General features: G+C 29.0%; 19 protein-coding genes. 18 read left to right on the top strand and 1 reads right to left on the bottom strand.

Annotation, left to right across the window (positions count from 1 at the left end; all coding sequences use genetic code 11):
- Nucleotides 1-53 precede the first annotated feature (53 nt).
- Complete coding sequence (locus tag psyc5s11_RS24460; protein ID WP_224035068.1) at nt 54-1205, top strand: MFS transporter; 1152 nt, start codon at nt 54-56, stop codon at nt 1203-1205.
- Between the two features lie 327 nt (nt 1206-1532).
- Here psyc5s11_RS24460 and psyc5s11_RS24455 read toward each other — a convergent pair whose 3' ends face one another.
- On the bottom strand, nt 1533-2903 hold the full coding sequence (locus psyc5s11_RS24455) for a DUF2334 domain-containing protein (RefSeq protein WP_224035067.1): 1371 nt from the start codon (nt 2901-2903) through the stop codon (nt 1533-1535).
- 633 nt (nt 2904-3536) lie between these two features.
- Between psyc5s11_RS24455 and aroB the strand changes: the two genes are divergently transcribed.
- The 17 genes from aroB to psyc5s11_RS24370 all read left to right on the top strand — a co-directional run bounded on the left by aroB (nt 3537) and on the right by psyc5s11_RS24370 (nt 20679).
- Nucleotides 3537-4589, top strand: a complete 1053-nt coding sequence (gene aroB, locus psyc5s11_RS24450; RefSeq protein ID WP_224035066.1) for a 3-dehydroquinate synthase — start codon at nt 3537-3539, stop codon at nt 4587-4589.
- An 11-nt stretch (nt 4590-4600) separates the two neighbouring features.
- On the top strand, nt 4601-5908 hold the full coding sequence (gene aroA / locus psyc5s11_RS24445) for a 3-phosphoshikimate 1-carboxyvinyltransferase (protein WP_224035065.1): 1308 nt from the start codon (nt 4601-4603) through the stop codon (nt 5906-5908).
- Complete coding sequence (aroC, locus tag psyc5s11_RS24440) at nt 5886-6959, top strand: chorismate synthase (protein ID WP_224035064.1); 1074 nt, start codon at nt 5886-5888, stop codon at nt 6957-6959. Before aroA ends, aroC begins: the two co-directional genes overlap by 23 nt.
- Before the next feature lie 173 nt (nt 6960-7132).
- On the top strand, nt 7133-8278 hold the full coding sequence (gene pheA / locus psyc5s11_RS24435) for a prephenate dehydratase (protein WP_224035063.1): 1146 nt from the start codon (nt 7133-7135) through the stop codon (nt 8276-8278).
- Nucleotides 8279-8370: 92 nt separating this feature from the next.
- Nucleotides 8371-9183 carry a shikimate dehydrogenase gene (gene aroE / locus psyc5s11_RS24430; RefSeq protein ID WP_224035062.1) on the top strand — a complete coding sequence of 271 codons (813 nt, stop codon included), beginning with the start codon at nt 8371-8373 and terminating at the stop codon, nt 9181-9183.
- A 9-nt stretch (nt 9184-9192) separates the two neighbouring features.
- Complete coding sequence (locus psyc5s11_RS24425; protein WP_224035061.1) at nt 9193-9702, top strand: shikimate kinase; 510 nt, start codon at nt 9193-9195, stop codon at nt 9700-9702.
- A gap of 252 nt (nt 9703-9954) precedes the next feature.
- A complete protein-coding gene (gene aroQ, locus psyc5s11_RS24420) occupies nt 9955-10395 on the top strand; it encodes a type II 3-dehydroquinate dehydratase (protein WP_224035060.1) in 441 nt (146 codons plus the stop codon).
- Nucleotides 10396-10521: 126 nt separating this feature from the next.
- On the top strand, nt 10522-11535 hold the full coding sequence (gene aroF, locus psyc5s11_RS24415; RefSeq protein ID WP_224035059.1) for a 3-deoxy-7-phosphoheptulonate synthase: 1014 nt from the start codon (nt 10522-10524) through the stop codon (nt 11533-11535).
- Nucleotides 11536-11555: 20 nt separating this feature from the next.
- The gene (locus tag psyc5s11_RS24410; protein WP_224035058.1) at nt 11556-12389 is read left to right on the top strand and encodes a prephenate dehydrogenase; all 834 of its coding nucleotides are present in this window, start codon (nt 11556-11558) and stop codon (nt 12387-12389) included.
- A gap of 336 nt (nt 12390-12725) precedes the next feature.
- Nucleotides 12726-14123 carry a glycoside hydrolase family 1 protein gene (locus tag psyc5s11_RS24405; protein WP_224035057.1) on the top strand — a complete coding sequence of 466 codons (1398 nt, stop codon included), beginning with the start codon at nt 12726-12728 and terminating at the stop codon, nt 14121-14123.
- A gap of 307 nt (nt 14124-14430) precedes the next feature.
- Nucleotides 14431-15339 (top strand): ROK family protein, encoded by a 909-nt coding sequence (locus tag psyc5s11_RS24400; RefSeq protein WP_224035056.1) that lies wholly within the window; start codon nt 14431-14433, stop codon nt 15337-15339.
- A gap of 488 nt (nt 15340-15827) precedes the next feature.
- Nucleotides 15828-16532: an N-acetylmannosamine-6-phosphate 2-epimerase gene (locus psyc5s11_RS24395; RefSeq protein ID WP_224035055.1), complete on the top strand. Its 705-nt coding sequence runs from the start codon at nt 15828-15830 to the stop codon at nt 16530-16532.
- A gap of 4 nt (nt 16533-16536) precedes the next feature.
- A complete protein-coding gene (locus tag psyc5s11_RS24390) occupies nt 16537-17811 on the top strand; it encodes a PTS sugar transporter subunit IIC (protein ID WP_224035054.1) in 1275 nt (424 codons plus the stop codon).
- Nucleotides 17804-18568 (top strand): HAD-IIB family hydrolase, encoded by a 765-nt coding sequence (locus psyc5s11_RS24385; protein WP_224035053.1) that lies wholly within the window; start codon nt 17804-17806, stop codon nt 18566-18568. Before psyc5s11_RS24390 ends, psyc5s11_RS24385 begins: the two co-directional genes overlap by 8 nt.
- Nucleotides 18558-18866: a PTS lactose/cellobiose transporter subunit IIA gene (locus tag psyc5s11_RS24380; RefSeq protein WP_224035052.1), complete on the top strand. Its 309-nt coding sequence runs from the start codon at nt 18558-18560 to the stop codon at nt 18864-18866. The genes psyc5s11_RS24385 and psyc5s11_RS24380 overlap by 11 nt, the downstream gene beginning before the upstream one ends.
- 2 nt (nt 18867-18868) lie before the next feature.
- The gene (locus psyc5s11_RS24375; protein ID WP_224035051.1) at nt 18869-19168 is read left to right on the top strand and encodes a PTS sugar transporter subunit IIB; all 300 of its coding nucleotides are present in this window, start codon (nt 18869-18871) and stop codon (nt 19166-19168) included.
- Complete coding sequence (locus psyc5s11_RS24370) at nt 19165-20679, top strand: DUF4127 family protein (RefSeq protein ID WP_224035050.1); 1515 nt, start codon at nt 19165-19167, stop codon at nt 20677-20679. Before psyc5s11_RS24375 ends, psyc5s11_RS24370 begins: the two co-directional genes overlap by 4 nt.
- Nucleotides 20680-20694 lie beyond the last annotated feature (15 nt).

Genomic DNA, 20694 nt, shown 5'->3' with positions numbered 1-20694 from the left:
CAAACAATGCAGGGAAAAACTGTATGAATATAGGGGGATACAAGGAGTTTCATATGAAAGACAAAGTAAAATTTTATTATTCGCTAGCTACATTTATTAATTATGGAGTAATAAGTATCGTAACGACTTTTTATGTACCGTATTTAAATCAAGTAGTTGGATTATCATTAAGTGAAGTAAGTAAAGTAGTATCTATAGGTGCATTATTTGCAATTATTTCACAACAATTTTTAGTTGGTAAGTTTTCTGCAAGTGAAAATAAGAAGAAGTTCATTATTGTGCATTTGTGTGGCTTAATTTTTATGATAGTGTTTTTAATGTTTCTAAATAGAAGTAGTATATACTTCTTTGCAGTTTTGTATGGAATGATTATACAAACAGTTGGAACAATATATGAAGTGTATGTTGAAGAATTATGTGTTAAACAAAGAATGGAATATTCTCAAATAAGAAAATGGGGTTCTATTGGATTTGGATGTATAGTGCTTTTAAGTGGTAGTATAATTTCAAGATACGGATTTAAAATGGTCCATTTATTAGGTATTATAATGATAAGTATAGTTATAATTATAATAATTATAAAATTTAGAAATATTGAATCAAAAGATAAAAATAAGACAATAAGATTAAGTGACATATTGAAAAATAAAAATTCAATAATCCTTGGATTTACTAGTATTTTAATTATTGGAGTTTATAATGCAATAGAATTTGCATATTCAACTTATTTGATAGAAATAACGGGAAGCACTGCCTTAGCTAATTCTATATACAGTAAATCTATATTTGCTAGAGTTTTTGTTGAATTTATATCTTTTATTCTTGTTGGAAGGTTTTTAAATGGCAAAAGTCCTAAAAAATATTTAATTATAGCTTTTCTTATAGGAGCTATGAGGATATTGTTATTTTCAACAGGATATATACCATTAATTGTTTTAGGTGACCAATTACATGGATTAATGTATGCGTGTTATTTAACATTTTTATTTAAATATATTAGAGAAGTTGTTAATGATGAATTGGTTGCAAGTACATATGCATTTGTAACGGTACTAGGGTCTGCTGGTGCTAATTTTGTATATCCTCAAATGTTTAGTATAATTCAAGGAAGATTTGGATATACTACAATGTATTTTGTGGGATTTTCAATTATATTAATATGTTCATTAATTGCGTGTAAAATTCTTCCCAATAAATCTATATAACGGTATAATAAAAATCATTCATAAGAGTTGAGTATATATAGATACTCAGAGTGGAAATCTTACTTATGCGTATAATCCGCCGAAATCAATGATACTCTGTTGTTTTGGTTTCTAAGGAATTTTGATGGGTTCTTCTAAGATCGCAAGTTGTACCCAAAATGCTTGCTTCAAAGGCAAGCTTTGAACAAGCGTTTTGGAACAACTTACAATCTAAGAAGCACAACCATCAAAATTCCTAATGAAACACTGCACAACAGAGTATTATTGATTTCTAATTATGAATATATATTCATGGTATAAGTAAAACTTTGCATCTGTTTATCTATATTAAATATCTGTAACTTTAATCATTTTAAAACCTTTCTCTTCTAATATGCCTACTAATCTTTTTAAAGTTGAATTATCTTTATAAGTAAAAGTAGGTGCACCACTAGAGTCTTCAGTTAAAGAAATATAGGTACTTTCTAAATTGGGATGAAAAAAGACACTACCCATATTATTAACATTAGCATTTTTAAGTTTAGCCAAAGCACTATCTTCTTTGCCTTGGGGAATATAATCAAGTGGAGTTGAAATATAATAAGAAGATTTATTATAAGGGCTTAGCTGTGGCTTAGTTAAATTAGCTTTTTTAACTCCATAATCATTAAATGGGTAATACAATATTTTGAAGTATTCTTCAGCAATTTTATTTTGTTGTTGTGTAATTTCATAATGTGGAACTTCAAAGAAATTAATTGGGATATCTAAATAAGAAGCTGTTTCAATAGCCTTTTTAATCTTTTCTCTAAAAACAGTTGGAGAAGGCTCGTATCTTCCAAATTCAAAGCCTGCTCCTGATTCTGATTTTCCACATTGATGAGTATATCCATGAAGTCCAATTATTCCGTTATGCGTTGTAAAATAATCTAGACTATAAACCATTTCTGCAATTTCAAAATTATTTTTAGTTAATGGATCATTATCAACTCCATTATTTGGAATCATATATCGTGGAATCCATGCTATATGATATGGGATTTTCTTTTCATTCATATAATTTGCTAATATACGAAGTTTTTCAAAATAATCTTTAGAATAAGGCTGAGAGCATAAGCCAACGTCTTCAAAGCGTATAAGACCAATTTGATTTATTTTAGATTTATATGGAGTAATATTTAAATTACTAGAATTATTAGTTTTACAATTAATAATTTTCTTGTCTTTATCCCATCTAGTATAAAGATCAAGCATATGTGAAAAATCAGAAAATCCTATATAATATATATCATTTTCACTTAATAATGATTTTTTTAGTGAAAAACTATTATTTGGACATGTTACTATATTGCTTGATAAGTTAATTGAATAATTCTGATCATTAATTTTGATGTTTAATAATGTGTCAACTTTTTCAATTTTTCCATTAAGTTTATCAACAAATTCATTTAAAGAAATATAATATCTATTTTTATCTAAATATATTGGTAATGTAAGAGTTAAGGGTGTACCATCAATTTTAAAGATTACATTGTCTTTTGTCATATTAAAACCTTTAAAACCATCATAATCTGAATGTAGTTCATTAGTTGAATTAGTTGAAGTTGTTTCTGGTATATCTTCTACATAATTACTTTTAATGGCCTCTTGAGGTGTGCAACTAACTAAAAAAAATATTAAAAGAGTAAAAAGAATGCAAATAAATTTTTTGTTTAACATTATTATTTACCACCTTATTTATAGAATATACTTTCTTTAGTGTTTACATTTATATGTTTTTTATTATTTATGTTATAAGAAAGCTGATTGGTTTCAATTTACCATATATTGTTATAAAGTGCAAATAAGTTATATTTTAGAATTATTAACATTTAAACTATTGCAAATTATTTTGATATATTTTTTCTGGAATATTAATAATATAAAGTTATTATTAATAAATATATATTTATTTAATATGAAAAATGAAAAATTACTAATAAATATTGACATTATATCTTAATTTGTTATAATTATAAAAAAGATAAATTTTAAATGAAAATATTATATTAAGTTAGTGCGAAATAAGCATTAATTTAGAAAAGGAGAAAAACATGGAAAAGGATATTAAAAAATCAGTTATGCAAAAATCATATAGCTTTTTTTATTTTATGTTCTGGGGCTTTTATTTTAGCGCTGGCTATTTATTTTGCAAAAAACTGAATAATACCTTTTTAATGAGTGTTTAATATTTATATAAATTTTTTAGATTAGGCAAATAATATTGATATTTTATGGAACTCATTATATGTGAGTTCCATTTTTTGTTTTAATAAGTGATGTGAAAGAAAATAAAAAAGGGGTGTTTGAAAAATGGAAGACTTAGTTGTTGATTTGGGTGAAAGAAGTTATCCTATTATAATTAAAAAAGGATTAATTGATGAAATTAATTTAGAAATTAAAAAGATATACACAGGTAAAAAAGTCTTTATATTGACAGATAAAAATGTAGATTCTCATTATGGAAATAGAGTTAAATCATGCTTGATTAACGCTGGATATGAGGTTAAGTTAATGGCTTTAGAACCTGGTGAAGAAACTAAGGCATTTAGCACTCTTCCTTCAATATATAATGAACTATTAGATTTTAAACTTACAAGAAGTGATTTAATTATAACTCTTGGTGGAGGAGTAATTGGAGACCTTGGTGGTTTTGTTGCATCTACATTCCTTCGAGGTGTAGATTTTGTACAAATGCCAACATCACTTTTAGCACAAGTTGATAGTAGCGTAGGTGGAAAGGTTGCAGTGGATTTAGAAAGAGGTAAAAACTTAGTTGGAAGTTTTTATCACCCTAAATTAGTTTTAATAGATCCAAATGTCTTAGAAACTTTAAGTGAAAGATTTTTTATAGATGGTATGGCTGAAGTTATTAAGTATGGATGCATAAAAGATAGAGAATTTTTCTATTTTCTAAAGAGCTTAAAGAATAAAGAAGAAGTTATGCACAGTATAGAAGCTATTATCCACAAATGTTGCTTTATTAAGAAGTGTGTTGTGGAAAACGATGAAAAAGATACTGGAGAAAGAATGTTATTAAACTTCGGACATACGTTAGGTCATGCTATAGAAACATATTATAACTTCAAAAAATTTACACATGGAGAAGCAGTTGCCATAGGCATGTATGAAATAAGTAAACTTGCAGAAAATAAAGGACTTACTGAAAAAGGTGTGGCAGAAGAGATTAAAGAAATATTAGTTCAATATGGTCTTCCATATGAAGTAGAAATTGATGATAGTTCAGTAATTTCAGATACCATAGCTTTAGATAAAAAGAATATTGATAATGTTCTTAAAGTAGTATTATTAAAGAATATTGGCGAATCATTTTTAGAAAAGACTAATGTTGAATTTTTTAGTTAAGGGGTGATATGATGGGAAATTTAAAAATTTATCCAAATAAATTAAGTGGTGAAGTTAAGATACCTCCATCTAAGAGTATGGCTCATAGAGCAGTGATCTGTGCAGCTCTTTCTGATGGTGTGAGTAAAGTTACTAATATAGATTATTCAGATGATATTATAGCTACTATCGAAGCTATGTCGTCACTCGGTGCAAAAATAACTCAAACTACCGATTATCTTGAGGTTTATGGAATTAAATGTCCTGAAAATATTAAAGCTAACGAATTAAGAAATGAAAGAACTATAGATTGTAATGAATCAGGTTCAACTCTTAGATTCTTAGTACCCATTGCTACTTTATTTGATGGTGTTAACAGATTTGTTGGTAGAGGTAATTTAGGTAAAAGACCACTAGATACGTATTATAATATATTTGATGAGCAAAAAATAAAATATACATATAAAGAAGGAACATTAGATTTAAAGACTGAAGGTAAATTAAGACATGGAGAGTTTAAAGTTAAAGGAAATATCAGTTCACAATTTATAACAGGGTTATTATTTACTCTTCCTCTTTTAGATGGAGATTCTAAAATTATAATAACAACAGAAATGGAATCAAAGGGATATATTGATTTGACTTTAAGTGCTATTAAAGATTTTGGGGTTGAAATTATAAATAATAATTATGAAGAATTTATAATAAAGGGAAATCAAAACTATAAGAGCAGAGATTATAGAGTTGAAGGTGATTATTCTCAAGCAGCATTTTTCTTCAGTGCAGATGCACTTTCAAACAATGTAGTTCTTAATGATTTGAAATTAGATTCACTTCAAGGAGATAAAGAAGTAATTGATATTTTGGAGAGAATGGGATTAAACTTAAAGAATAAAAACAATGGATTAATAGGAGCGGTTAGTGGAGAATTAAAAGCAACAGTTATTGATGGTTCTCAATGTCCAGATATAATTCCAGTAGTATCTCTAGTTGCAGCCTTAAGCACTGGAACAACAGAAATAATAAATGCTGGAAGGCTTAGAATTAAAGAATGTGATAGGTTAGCAGCTGTAACCTCTGAGTTAAATAAATTAGGTGCTAAGATTACAGAAAAAGAAGACGGACTAATTATTGAAGGTGTTAAAGAACTTAAGGGCGGCATTGAAGTTTGGAGTCATAAAGATCATAGAATCGCCATGACTTTAGCTATAGCTTCTACTATGTGCACAGAACCTATAATACTTAAGGATTATGAATGTGTTTCAAAGTCTTATCCACAATTTTGGGATGATTTTAAGAATGTAGGAGGTGTATTTGATGAGTGGAATGTGGGGGAATAAATTAAAGGTTTCTATTTTTGGTGAATCTCATGGAGTAGGAATAGGTATTACAATAGATGGACTTCCATCTGGTTTTGAAATCAATATGGAAGAGGTTATGAAAGAAATGGCAAGAAGGGCTCCTGGTAAGAGCAATTTATCAACTGCAAGAAAAGAAGATGATGCACCAGAAATATTAAGTGGATTTTTTGAAGGTAAAACTACAGGAACACCACTTTGTGCAGTAATTAGAAATGCAGATATGCATTCTAAAGATTATGGAAAACTTAAGGATTTAGTTAGACCAGGCCATGCAGATTATCCAGGATTCATTAAGTATAATGGATTTAATGATTATAGGGGCGGTGGGCACTTCTCGGGAAGAATAACAGCACCATTAGTATTTGCAGGAGCTGTTTGTAAGCAAGTTTTAGAAGCAAAAGGAATTAATATAGGGGCTCATGTTAAGAGCATTGGAAATATTGAAGATAAGAGTTTTTATGATGTTGAACTAAGTAAAGAATTGTTAGAAGATTTAAGAAGCAAAGAATTACCTCTTTTAATTCCAGAAAAAGAAGAAGAAATGAGAAATGCAATTCTTAAAGCAAAAAAAGAACAAGATTCTATGGGTGGAACTATCGAATGTACTGTTCTTGGAATAAATGCTGGAATTGGAAATCCGTTTTTTGATTCAGTTGAATCTACTTTAGCGCATTTAATGTTTTCTGTTCCAGCAGTTAAAGGGATAGAATTTGGAAAAGGCTTTGAAATGACTGAGCTTAGAGGCTCTGAATGTAATGATGAATATTATTATGATGGAGATAAAGTTAAGACTTATACAAATAATAACGGTGGAATTACAGGCGGAATTACTAATGGAATGCCAATATTATTTAAAGTTGCAATGAAGCCAACACCATCAATAATAAAGAAACAAAGAACAATAGATATTGCAGAAAAGAAAGAAGCAGACATTGTAATTGAAGGAAGACATGATCCATGTATAGTACAAAGAGCTGTTCCAGTAATTGAAGCAGTAACTGCTATTGGAATACTTGACTTAATCAGTTAACAGTTAAAAAGTAACAGTTAACAATGTAGGAACAAGTTCCTACGGAACTTGAAAATTATATGCCTATAAAAAGGGTGGGAAACACAATTAGGAACGTAGCAAGCACAACCAAGAGCTTAATAAGAAAAACTGTACATTGCTAACTGTTAACTGAATTAAAGGGGGAGTATAAAATGGCTGGTATAGATGACTATAGAAGTAGAATTGATGAAATAGATAAAGAGATAACTAAACTTTTTGAAGAAAGAATGGATACGGTTATTAATATTGCAAATTATAAAAAAGATAGAAACTTACCTATTTTTAATAGAGATAGAGAAGATGAAGTTATTGAGAAAAATGTTGGATATCTAAAAAATGATGATTATTCAGAGGAAACAAGAAAGTTTTTTATATCTTTAATGGAAGTATCAAGAGAGCTTCAAAGTAGAAAAATGTTAGAAGCAGAAGAGGTTATAGAAAATAAAGCAGATTTATCAGAAATTAAAAATATAAAACAAGGTAAGATTGGGTACTATGGTGTTCCAGGATCATTTAGTGAAGAAGCAATGCTAAAGTATTTTGGACAACTAGAAGCTCCCAAGCCATATGGCGAATTTGAAGAAGTATTTTTAGCAGTAAAAAATGATGAAATTAAATATGGAGTTGTTCCTATAGAAAATTCTTCAACAGGTGCTATCGCCCAGGTTTATGATCTTATATATAAGTATGGTTTCTACATTGTTGGAGAAGAGTGTATTAAAATAAACCAAAACTTAATTGGTATTAAAGGTACGACTTTAGATTCAATTAAAGAAGTATATTCTCATCCTCAACCTATTGAACAAAGTAGTGAATTTTTGAAAAAGTATAGTGATTGGAAGGTTATACCTTTCCATAGTACATCTGTAAGTGCAAAACTGATTAGCGATTTAAAAGATACATCAAAGGTTGCTATTGCAAGTAATAGAGCTGCTGCTATATATGGATTAGATATTATTGAAGCAAATATAAATAATCAAAGCGATAATTCTACAAGATTTATAATAATATCAAAAAGTCTTGAAACAGACCCAAGCTGTAATAAAGTAAGTGTTGTATTTTCACTTGAACATAAGGCAGGTACTTTGTATAAATTATTAAGGCATTTTGCAGAAAATAATATAAATATGATGAAGATTGAATCAAGACCAATGGAAAAGGGTGCTTGGAAGTATTTTTTATATATTGATTTTGAAGGGAATATTGAAATAGAAAAGGTAGCAACAGCTTTAAAATTAATTGAACAAAGCAGTGCTTACTTTAAACTTATTGGTGGATACAGAAAATATACTATTTAAATGAATGATTAATGAGGAATGATGAAAAATGAAGGAGGAAATTCCTTAATTATTCATAATTCATTATTAATCAACTACAAGGGGGGATTAACTTGGACTTTTACGGATTGATAGGAGAAAAGTTGCCACATAGTCTTTCACCGAAGATTCATAATACACTTTTTAAAGCTTTAGATATTGAAGGGGCATATAAGCTTTTTGAAGTAGAGAAAGAAGATTTAGGAAAGGCTGTAGATTCATTAAAGATTCTTAAAATAAAGGGAGTTAATGTAACTATTCCTTATAAGCAAGATGTAATGAAATATTTAGATTTTATATCAGAGGAAGCAAAAAAAATAGGCGCAGTAAACACTATTTATTTAAATAATGGAAAGTTATATGGCTATAATACAGATTATTTTGGTTTTGGAACCATTATAAAAAATAATGATATTAAAGTTAAAGATAGTATAGCAATGGTACTTGGAAATGGTGGAGCTGCTAAGGCTGTAATTAATTATCTTTTAGATGAAGAAATAAAAAAGATTTATTTAGTTTCAAGAAAAGGTAAGGATAGTTCAGGTTATGATAATAATAGAATTGAATGTAAATCCTATGGTGAAATAACACATATAAAAGGGGATATTTTAATAAATTCAACGCCTCTTGGAATGTATCCACATATGGATGAAACTGCAGTTCATGAAGATATAATATCTAACTTCGATGCACTAATAGACTTAATTTATAATCCGAAGGAAACACAATTTTTAAAAATAGGAAAAACTTTAAATAAAAAAGTATGTGGTGGAATTGAAATGTTAGTTGGTCAAGCTATAAAAGCTGAGGAAATATGGCAAGGGGCTACCCTTGATAATAATGTGACACAAGAATTATATTCAATGTTTCAAGATGAATTCAAGTAGGTGGAGTATATGAAAAATAAAATAGTACTTATTGGTATGCCAGGATGCGGCAAAAGTACGATTGGTAAATTGATAAGTAAAGAATTAAATCTTAAATTTATTGATATGGATAATTATATTGAAAAGATGACAGCTAAGACAATCCCACAGCTTTTTGAACATGGAGAGGATTATTTTAGAGACTTTGAAACTCTAGCCTGCACAGAATTGTCAGAAAGGAGTAATGTATTAATTTCTTCTGGTGGAGGAGTAATAAAAAGAAAAGAGAATATTGGAATATTAAAAAAAGAATCCTATATTATTTTTATAGATAGACCACTTGAAGAACTTTTAAATGATGTAGATATTTCAAAAAGACCGTTGCTTAAAGAAGGAAGAGAAAAACTAATTAAGTTATATGAAGAACGTTATGAATTATATAAATCATCTGCAGATGATATAGTTAAAAATGATAAAGGACTTAGAAATACAATAGATATAATGGAAAAACTAATTAAATTTAATTTAATAATAGATTAGGCACAATCAAAAAAATAACAAGTCCATCTGCCAGCCTATTTTCCATTATCCTTCGTCAGCAAAATGCCATAATAGGCTCGCTATGATGGCACTTTACTTCCTTGCCTGATGAAAAATATCCATGGCAGTTTTGGACTTGTTATTTATTTTCATGTGACTTAAGTAAAAACTAGATTTACGCAAATACTTAAAAATGAATATTTGTTTTAATAATTTTAAATATTATATAAAATTTAGAAAGGAGGAGTAAACGTGAAGATTATGGTTATTAATGGACCCAACTTAAATATGGTTGGGGTTAGGGAAAAAGGTATTTATGGAACAAAATCTTTTGAAGATATATGTGAATATATCAAAGAAGAAGGCAAAAGGCGAGGTCATGAAATAACATTATTTCAAAGCAACTGTGAAGGTGAAATTATTGATGAGCTTCAAAAAGCATATTTTGAAAATTATGATGGAATAATAATAAATCCAGGAGCTTATACTCATTATAGTTATGCAATTCATGATGCAATAAAAGGGACTAATATAGATACAGTTGAAGTCCATTTATCAAATATACATGTAAGAGAGGAATTTAGAAAAATATCTGTTACTGCACCAGCTTGTATAGGACAAATGTGTGGTTTTGGAGAAAATGGATATTTATTAGCTATTAAGGCATTAGAATTGAAAAAAATGCCTAAATAGTTTATTATATAAATCAATGGATAATTGTCAATTGTACATTGTCAACTGTCAACTGAAAGGTAGTATAGAAGTATAGTAGAAGAAAAAAACTAAAATTAAAAGTAGAAGTACAGGAGGAGATTAAAAATGATAATTATTATGAACCCAAAAGCAAGCGATGAAGAAGTAGGAAAGGTAAAAGCATTAGTTGAATCAAAAGGCTTAGAAACTAATCTTTCTAAGGGAGACACATACTACATAATAGGAGCAGTAGGAGATACTTCTATATTAGATCCTAAGAAAATACAAGTGCTTAAAGGTGTAGATAGAGTTATGAAAGTTCAAGAACCTTTTAAGAAAGCTAATAGAATATTTAAGCCAGAAGATACTGTTGTTAATGTTGAAGGATCAATAGTTGGTGGCGGAAGACTTGGAATAATGGCTGGTCCATGTTCTGTTGAAAGCGAAGAACAAATTATTGAAATTGCAAAGAGAGTAAAGAAAGCTGGAGCTAACTTCTTAAGAGGAGGAGCATTTAAGCCAAGAACTTCGCCATATAGTTTCCAAGGTCTAGAACTTGAAGGATTAAAACTTTTAAAGATAGCAAAAAAAGAAACAGGACTTCCAATAGTAACTGAACTTATGTCTACAGATTACTTAGATGAGTTTGTTGAAAATGTTGATATGATTCAAATTGGTGCTAGAAATATGCAAAACTTTGATTTATTAAAGCAAATTGGTAAGACTAAGACACCTATTCTTTTAAAGAGAGGTTTATCTGCAACTATAGAAGAATGGCTTATGTCAGCTGAATACATTATGGCTGGTGGAAATGAAAATGTAATTCTTTGCGAGCGAGGAATAAGAACATTTGAAACTATTACAAGAAACACATTAGATTTACAAGCGATTCCAGTAATTAAGAGATTATCACATTTACCAATAATTGTTGATCCAAGTCATGCAGGAGGATACGCATACCTTGTAGAACCAATGGCTAAAGCAGCTATAATGGCTGGTGCTGATGGACTTATGATAGAAGTTCATAATGATCCTGAAAATGCATTAAGTGATGGACAACAATCACTTACTCCAGATCAATTTGATGTATTAATGAGTAAAGTTAAAGCTGTAGCTGCTATAGAAGATAAAGAAATTTAGGACTTGAAGGAGCTATAGATATGAAAATAGTAGTTGTAGGTCTTGGAGTAATTGGAGGCTCATTTACCATGGCGTTGAAAGAAGCAGGGTATGATGAGGTATATGGAATAGATATTAATGAGGAATCGCTCAAAAAGGCTAAGAACCTTGGATTAATAAAAGAGGGCTTTACAAATGGGCAAGAGATTGTTAAAAATGCAGATTTTATAATTATATCTTTATATCCTAGATTAGTTAAACAATTTATTATTGATAATAAAGATAACTTCAAAGATGGTGCAGTAATAACAGATGCAACTGGTATTAAAAAACTGTTTATTGAAGACATAGTAAAAATATTACCTGAAAATATTGACTTCGTTTTTGGACATCCAATGGCAGGAAGAGAAAAGAAGGGGATAGATTTTGCAAGCAGTACAGTTTTTAAAGGTGCAAATTATATTTTAACTCCAGTAGCTAGAAATAAAGAAGAAAATTTAAACATGATAGAAGAGTTAGTTTATAAAATTGGATTTAAAAGAGTTAAAAGAATAACTCCTGAATATCATGATGAAATGATTGGATTTACAAGCCAACTTCCACATTCATTAGCTGTGGCATTAGTTAACAGTGATGTAGAAGGAAGAGAAACTGGAAGCTTTATTGGAGACAGCTATAGAGATTTAACAAGAATAGCTAATATAAATGAAGATCTTTGGAGTGAACTTTTCCTGGGAAATAAGACGAATTTGCTCAAAAGTATAGAAAATTTCGAAACAGAGCTAGATAAAATAAAAGATGCAATAGAGAATGATGATAAAGAAGCACTTAAAGAAATATTTATAAAGTCAACTAAGAGACGCGAAAAATTATAAGATTCCAAGAAAATCCCCTGAAATAATAAGATTATTTCAGGGGATTTTTTTAAAAATAAAATATGATATTTAAATTTTATTAATATCATTAAAAAAAATAAATATTCAACTATAAAATAGTAAGAACTTAATTTATACATTGAATTAATAATTTATAATTCAATGTATAAAAAAATAGAATAAGATTATTATTCTACATGAAAAGATATGATTAATACAAAATAAAAGACATGGCATATATTGAGTACTTTTAAATAGCATAGTATAATTAACTTATGAATAATAACAAGAATACAACTTATAATAAAAAGTTATAAGTATAAAAGGAGGCAAAAAATGAGTTTACAATTTAAATTCCCAGAAAATTTTTGGTGGGGATCAGCAACATCAGGTCCACAAAGTGAAGGTAGATTTAACAAAAAACATGATAGTGTATTTGATCATTGGTTTGATATAGAGCCAGAAGCATTTTTTGATGGAGTTGGCCCTGATGTAGCATCAAATTTTTATAATAGTCATAAGGAAGATTTAGCATTAGTAAAGGAAACAGGATTAAATAGTTTCAGGACATCAATTCAATGGACTAGATTAATAAAAGATTTTGAAACTGGTGAAGTAGATGAAGATGGAGTAAGATTTTATAATGCAGTAATTGATGAATGTATTGAAAATAACATGATTCCAGTTATGAATTTACATCACTTTGATTTACCGGTTGAATTATATAACAAGTATGGTGGATGGGAATCTAAACATGTAGTAGATTTATTTGTACTATTTGCTAAGAAGTGTTTCGAATTATTTGGAGATAGAGTTAAGCACTGGACTACATTTAATGAACCTATGGTAGTTGTTGAAGGAGAGTATTTATATCAATTCCATTATCCTAAATTGGTTGATGGTAAGAAGGCTGTTCAAGTAATGTTCAACTTAAATCTAGCATCAGCAAAAGTAATCAAAGCTTATAGAGAAATGGGCTGTAATAAGGATGGTGGAAAAATAGGAATAGTACTTAATTTAACACCTGCATATCCAAGATCAAATAGTGAAGAAGATATGAAAGCCTCTGAAATAGCTGATAGTTATTTCAATACTTCGTTCTTAGATCCAGCAATTAAAGGACATTTCCCTGAAATACTTCTTGAAATATTAGAAAAAGACAATGTTATGTGGGAATCAACTGAAGAAGAATTAGAAATCATTAAAAATAATACAATAGATTTCTTAGGAGTAAATTACTATCAACCAAGAAGAGTGAAGGCAAAGGAATCTGAAATTGATAAGTCAAAGGGATGGATGCCAGATGAATACTTTGATAATTATGAAATGCCAGGAAGAAGAATGAATCCTTATAGAGGGTGGGAAATATATCCACAATGTATATATGACATTGGAATTAACATAAGAGATAATTACAACAACATCCCTTGGTATATTTCTGAAAATGGTATGGGTGTTGAAGGCGAAGAAAAATATATAAATGCTGAAGGTGTAATAGAAGATGATTATAGAATTGATTTTTATAAAGAACATTTAAAATATCTTCATAAGGGAATAAGTGAAGGTTCTAACTGTTTTGGATACCATACATGGACTCCTATTGATTGTTGGTCATGGTCTAATGCGTATAAAAACAGATATGGATTTATTGCTGTAGATTTAGCAACTCAAAAGAAAACTATTAAGAAATCAGGAAAATGGATTAAAGAAGTTGCACAAAATAATGGATTTTAGGCACAATCAAAAAAATAACAAATCTCTTTGCCTGATGAAAAATATTCATGGCAACTTTGGACTTGTTATTTATTTTCATGTGCCTTAATTAGTATAAAAAGCTGTTTCAAAAAATGAAAATTTTGAGACAGCTACTTGAATTGTGTAAATGTTTTAGTATAAACTAAATTATATGAGTTTTATTAATTATTAACAATTAAAATCTTTCTGCATGAATGGCTTAACATATTTGTATTGAGAAACTTAATTTAATTATATGCTTAAAACTTAACTAAAAGAATATTGTTAAAAAACAGGAGGATTGTAAATGCGAAATTTTATGGTTTTTGATATTGGTGGAAGTTCTACTAAATGGTCTATAATTGATGAAGCAGGAGAATTTAATGAAAGTGGTAAATTTGGTTGTCCAAGTACAGCAGAAGAATTTTTCGGTGAATTAATTAAAATAACAAGTGAAATGAAAGTAAAACATGATGTTAAAGGAATTGCCATAAGTGCACCAGGTGCAGTAGATAGTGAAACAGGAGTAATTGGAGGATTAAGTGCTATTCCATATATACATGGACCGAATTTTAAAGAAGTTTTAAAGAAAACTACCAATTTAGATGTAGAGATTGAAAATGATGCTAATTGTGCAGCACTTGGAGAATGTTGGCTTGGGGCTGGTAAAGAAAACAAAGATTTAGCATTTGTTGTATGTGGAACAGGAATAGGTGGAGCTATAGTTAAAGACAAAAAGATTCATGGTGGAATTCACAAGCATGGTGGAGAATTTGGTTATTGTTCAGTAATCTGTGAATTAGATGGAGAACCTAAGTTTACTAGTTGGAGTAAATCAGGATCGACTACAGCGTTAGCAAAAAAAGTAGCAAAATTAAAAGGCTTAGAAGAAGATAGGATTGATGGTGTTGAAGTCTTTGAATTATGTAATAAAGGTGATGAAATTGCAATTCAAGAAGTAAATAAGTATTATTTTACTATGGCAGTAGGTATATATAATATTCAATATACATTTGATCCAGAAGTTATCATATTAGGTGGTGCAATAAGTGAAAGAGAAGATTATGTTGAAGAAATAAATAAGAGATTAGATATAATGATGAATAGTGGACTGGAAGGAACGATAAAGCCAGTTTTAAAAACATGTAAATATGGAAATGATGCAAATAAATTAGGGGCATTATGTAACTATCTTCAAAGAGAAAAAATAATTTAGTTATAATATATCTTCTTTATAGTTCGAAAAATAGCTGGTATTTATTGCCGGTTATTTTTTTATGGTTAATAAATAGTACATTTAAGTAGGGGTTGCTTCAAATTTGCTTAAGTGTTTAGAATAGTATTATGTCTATAACCTCATCTGTTTCTTTACTTATTTGTCTTTGTGATTTTCCCTCTCTAATATATTTTAATATAACATCTTGCTTTTAATTCAAATCTATCCCCGTCCGCACTTCCTTTTATAAATAATAATATTACCCAAACATTATTTGTATAAAAGGTTTGGGTAATAATAATGGGCAGGTTTTTTATTACTACATTCATTACATTGACCACAGGGATGTTTAGCTTAAATCTGAAATTACTTTCAATTATATTTGGGTATTAGGTAACAATATTCAATAATAAATGAAAGTAGTTTCTAAATTGTATAACAATATTGAATATAAAAACCTTTATCTATATAATAGGGACATAACATATATGAAAGGGCGTGATAACTTGAATGATATAAAAAACAAACTAATAGTATCCTGTCAAGCTTTACAGGATGAGCCATTACATTCTTCATTTATAATGGGAAGGATGGCACTAGCAGCTAAAGAAGGTGGCGCTTCGGGAATTAGGGCTAATACAAAAGAAGACATACTAGAGATTAAACTAAATGTTGATTTACCTATTATTGGCATAGTAAAAAAGGATTATGTTGACAGTGAAGTATATATTACTACAACTATGGCTGAAGTTGAAGAGTTAGTAGAGGCAAATGTTGATATTATAGCGCTTGATGCTACAAGTTCTACAAGACCTAATAATGTGAATTTAGATGAATTTTTTTTAAAAATTAAGCAAAAGTATCCTAATGTATTGTTGATGGCTGATTGCTCAAATTATGAAGAAGCAGTACATGCTGATGAATTGGGTTTCGATTTTATTGGAACCACACTAGTAGGATATACAAAACAAAGTAAAGGTATACAAGTAGAGGAAAATGATTTTCAATTAATAAGAAAAATATTAGCTAATGTTACAAAACCTGTAATAGCTGAGGGAAACATAGACACGCCTGAAAAAGCACGTCGTGTTTTGGAATTAGGATGTTATAGTGTTGTAGTAGGTTCAATTATTACTAGGCCACAATTAATTACAAAAAAATTTACGAATGAAATAAATAAGATAGGGGTGTAGCTATATGATGGATAAAATAGAAAGAATATTTCTACCAATTGCAAATAAATTATCAGCAAATAAGTATTTGTCAGCTATTAGGGATGGGTTTATTGCTATTCTTTCAATTATGATTGCAGGTTCGTTTTTCACACTAATAAATAATGTTATAATTGGTCCAAATGGTATAACTAATAAATTATTTGGAAATCCTTTAACAGGGTTACTACAATTGGGTAATGCTATAGTTCCAGCAACTATGTCAATTATGGCTATTTTGCTTACTTTTACTACAGCAAAATCACTTTGTGAACACTATAAAGAAGATACATCAATTATACCAGCCATTGCAGTAGTGGTATTATTCATTTTAATGCCAATAAAATTTGATGATAGCCTAAAGATTGAATATATTAATACATTCTATACTGGTGCATCAGCTATGTTTATGGCATTTATGGCAGCAATCGTAACAGTTGAAATTATAAGAGCACTATCAAAAATTGATGCAATAACTATTAAAATGCCAGAGAGTGTTCCACCTGCAATAGCAAGGTCATTTAATAAGTTAATACCAATTATAATTACTTTAGTTATTTTTGGATCAATCAGAATGATAACAAACAGCTTTGAATTGCCAATGAATGATTTGATTATTAAATTAATTCAGACACCATTTACAAACATTGTTACATCAAAAGTTGGTTTATTAATAGTATACTTATTATATATGATAATATGGGGACTAGGTATTCATTCGGCATTTATTTTTGGACCACTTCTAGAACCTATTTATCTAACTTCTCTTACACAAAATATGGATGCCTTAAAAGCAGGGCATGCTATGCAAGCTATTATTACTAAACCTTTTATTGATTCTGTTGCATTTATGGGTGGAGCAGGAAATATGATAGCTTTAGTTATAGCAATATTTATTGTATCACGTAGAGAAGAATTTCGTGCTATAGCTAAGATTGGTTTTGCCCCTGCATTGTTTAATATATCTGAACCACTTATGTTTGGGTTACCAGTAGTTATGAATCCGATTTTAATTATTCCTATGGTTTTATCTACCTTTGCGGGCTTAATTATTGGGTACGTAGCTACGGTTATTGGCTTTATGCAACATACATATATTCTAATCCCATGGACAACTCCACCAATTTTAGGTGCATTCTTTTCAACCGGTGGAGATTTTAAAGCAGCTTTTGTATCACTTATAATAATCGGGGTTTCTGTAATGATTTATATTCCATTTGTTGTAGTTACAAATAAGCAAAAGGTAGAAATAAATGAATAAAGTATTATGTTTTGATTTAGATGGAACCTTGATTAATGATAAAAATGAAATTATAGGTGGAGAAGGAACAATACATGCTCTTAAAAAGTTGCAAAATATAGGATATAAATTAGTAGTTAGTACAGGTAGATTAGAACACGATATTTATTATATTAATAACAGATATGATTTAAAGCTTAATTATGCTATTTCTCAAAATGGAGCAGTGATTAATAAAAATAAGGAATTAAATGCTAAACTTTTGGATAAGGATGAAGCACTAAATATTTATGAATATTTAAAAACTACAGATTTAAGAGTAGAATTAAATACTGTAAGTAATAGATATTGGCATACAGATCGTGATCCGGATTTCCCAAAAGAATATTATGATTCATCAAATATAGTACATGATTTCAGAAATGTTATTGAATATCAGCCCGCTGTTTTATTTTTAGTAATAGGTGAAAGTGATAAAATAAAAGTTGTACAAGAACACATTAATTCAAATTATAATAAAGTAAAAGCTATAAGGACTTCAGATTCTTCGCTAGAGATTCTCTCCGAAGGAATTTCTAAAGGGAATACAGTAGTTGAGCTGTTTCCAAATTCAGAAATCATCTCTATTGGAGATTCAGAAAATGATTTTTCTATGTTTGAGTTATCAAAGAAATCTTATTACGTAGGAAAAGGTTCTTGTAACAAAGCCACTTATAATTTTAGTTCAATCTACGAAGCATTAAAACAAATTATCAAGGGGGAAGAAAATGGACAGTAATGAACAAATTGCCTTTAATATAATAGCCAATAGTGGATCAGCAAAATCTCTATATATGGAGGTTTTAAACAAATGTGAAGTAGAAGAATTTGATTCTATTGATGATATGTTTAAAGAAGCCGAAGAGTATTTGATAGTAGCACATAAAACTCATACCGAGTTAATCCAAAAGGAAGCTAGGGGAGAGGAAACAAAATTTTCATTGCTTTTAATGCATGCAGAAGACCAATTAATGCAGACTGAAACAATGAAAGTAATTGCTCAAAAATTTTATAAATTATATAAGAAGGGGTTATAATTATGAAAAAAATTTTATTAGTTTGTAACGCAGGAATGTCAACATCTGTTTTAGTTGTGAAAATGGAAAAGGTAGCCAAGCAAAAGGATCTTGATTGTAAAATTTGGGCTGTTTCAAGTTCGGAGGCTAACAATCTTAGCGAGGATGTAGATGTGGTACTAATAGGACCACAATTGAAGTTTGCTATTAATGAAATTAAAAAGATATTTCCAAGTCAACCAGTGGCTGTAATTAATATGAGAACATATGGAATGATGGATGGAGAGGGTGCTTTAAACCAAGCACTTGAATTATTAAAATGATGAAAGTTTTATTTATTCCTTTAGATGAAAGACCATGCAATTTTAATTTCCCGCAGTCTATAATTAAAACACGCAAGGATGTTGAATTAGTAACTCCTCCAAAGGAGCTACTAGGAGATAAAAAAAATCCAAGGGATGTAAAAAAATTATGGAGCTTTGTTTTTGAAAATGTAGGGAATTGTGATTATGCTATCATTTCTATTGATATGTTAGTTTATGGTGGTTTAATACCTTCAAGAATTCATAAATTAGATATGGAAGAAGCCAAAATCTATATTGAAAATATTAGAAAAATTAAGGGTTTTAATCCAATCATTAAAATTTATGGGTTCAATTGTATAATGCGTTCTCCTCAGTATAATTCTTCAGAAGAAGAACCAGAGTATTATGAGACCTATGGGCATAATTTATTTAGAAGAGCTTATTTAATGGATAAAAAGGAAAGATATAAAATTTCTAAGGAAGAAGAAATGGAACTTGAAAGTATAAAAATCCCTGAGAAAGTATTAAATGATTATGAAAATAGGAGAAAGTTTAATTTAAATGTTAACATTGAAGTTGTTAAACTAGTTACAGAAGGAGTAATTGAATTTTTGACAATTCCTCAGGATGACTCTAGTGAGTATGGTTATACAGCTATTGCTCAGAAAAAAGTTATTAAATTTGTTGAAGAGAACAAGTTAGAGTTTAAAGTGAATATATATCCAGGAGCGGATGAAGTAGGATGCTCTTTATTAGCTAGAGCATTAAACGACCATTTAAAGAGAACTATTAAAATTTATCCATTTTATGCATCAACTTTAGGCGCTAGTATCATTCCTTTATATGAAGATAGACCAATGAATGAAAGTTTAAAATATCATATTCGTGTTTGCGGAGCAGAAATTGTATATAATGAAAAGGATGCAGATATTATTTTAGCAATTAACTGTCCAGGGAAAAAAATGCAAGAATCTTTTGATCAATTGAAAAATCTAGATTTAACATATAGTTCTCATAGAAATTTACAAGATTTTGTTTATAACATACAAAAATACATACAGCAAGGCAAAAAAGTAATTGTTTGTGATTCAGCATTTTCTAATGGAGGGGATTTAAAACTAATAGATTTTATGGATCGCCTTGGTTTACTAGATAAAATTATAGCTTATGCTGGATGGAACACAAATTGTAATACTTTAGGTACTGTTTTAGCTTCTGGTATTTATGCTTTCGATCAAGAAAGCTCAGAGATATGTACAAACAAGGTATATAGAATTGTTGAAGATGTGCTATATCAATCTACAGTTAGACAAAAGGTATCTAATGAGTATTTACCTAAATTTGAGCTAAATATATATGATTTTAAAGATAAACAAAACCAGGTAGAAGAAGAAATTAAGAAATTATTAGTTGAAGAGTATGAAAAGCTTAATATCTCTAAAATATATGGATTAGATTTAAAAAGAGTAATATTGCCATGGAGAAGAATGTTTGAGGTTGATTTAGAGCTGACAATATTGAAAAAATAATTGTAAATAAGAATC

This window comes from Clostridium gelidum, assembly GCF_019977655.1.
GTDB lineage: Bacteria > Bacillota > Clostridia > Clostridiales > Clostridiaceae > Clostridium > Clostridium gelidum.
The sequence above is the reverse complement of the archived record's forward strand: the minus strand, read 5'-3'. Positions and strand labels throughout refer to the sequence as shown.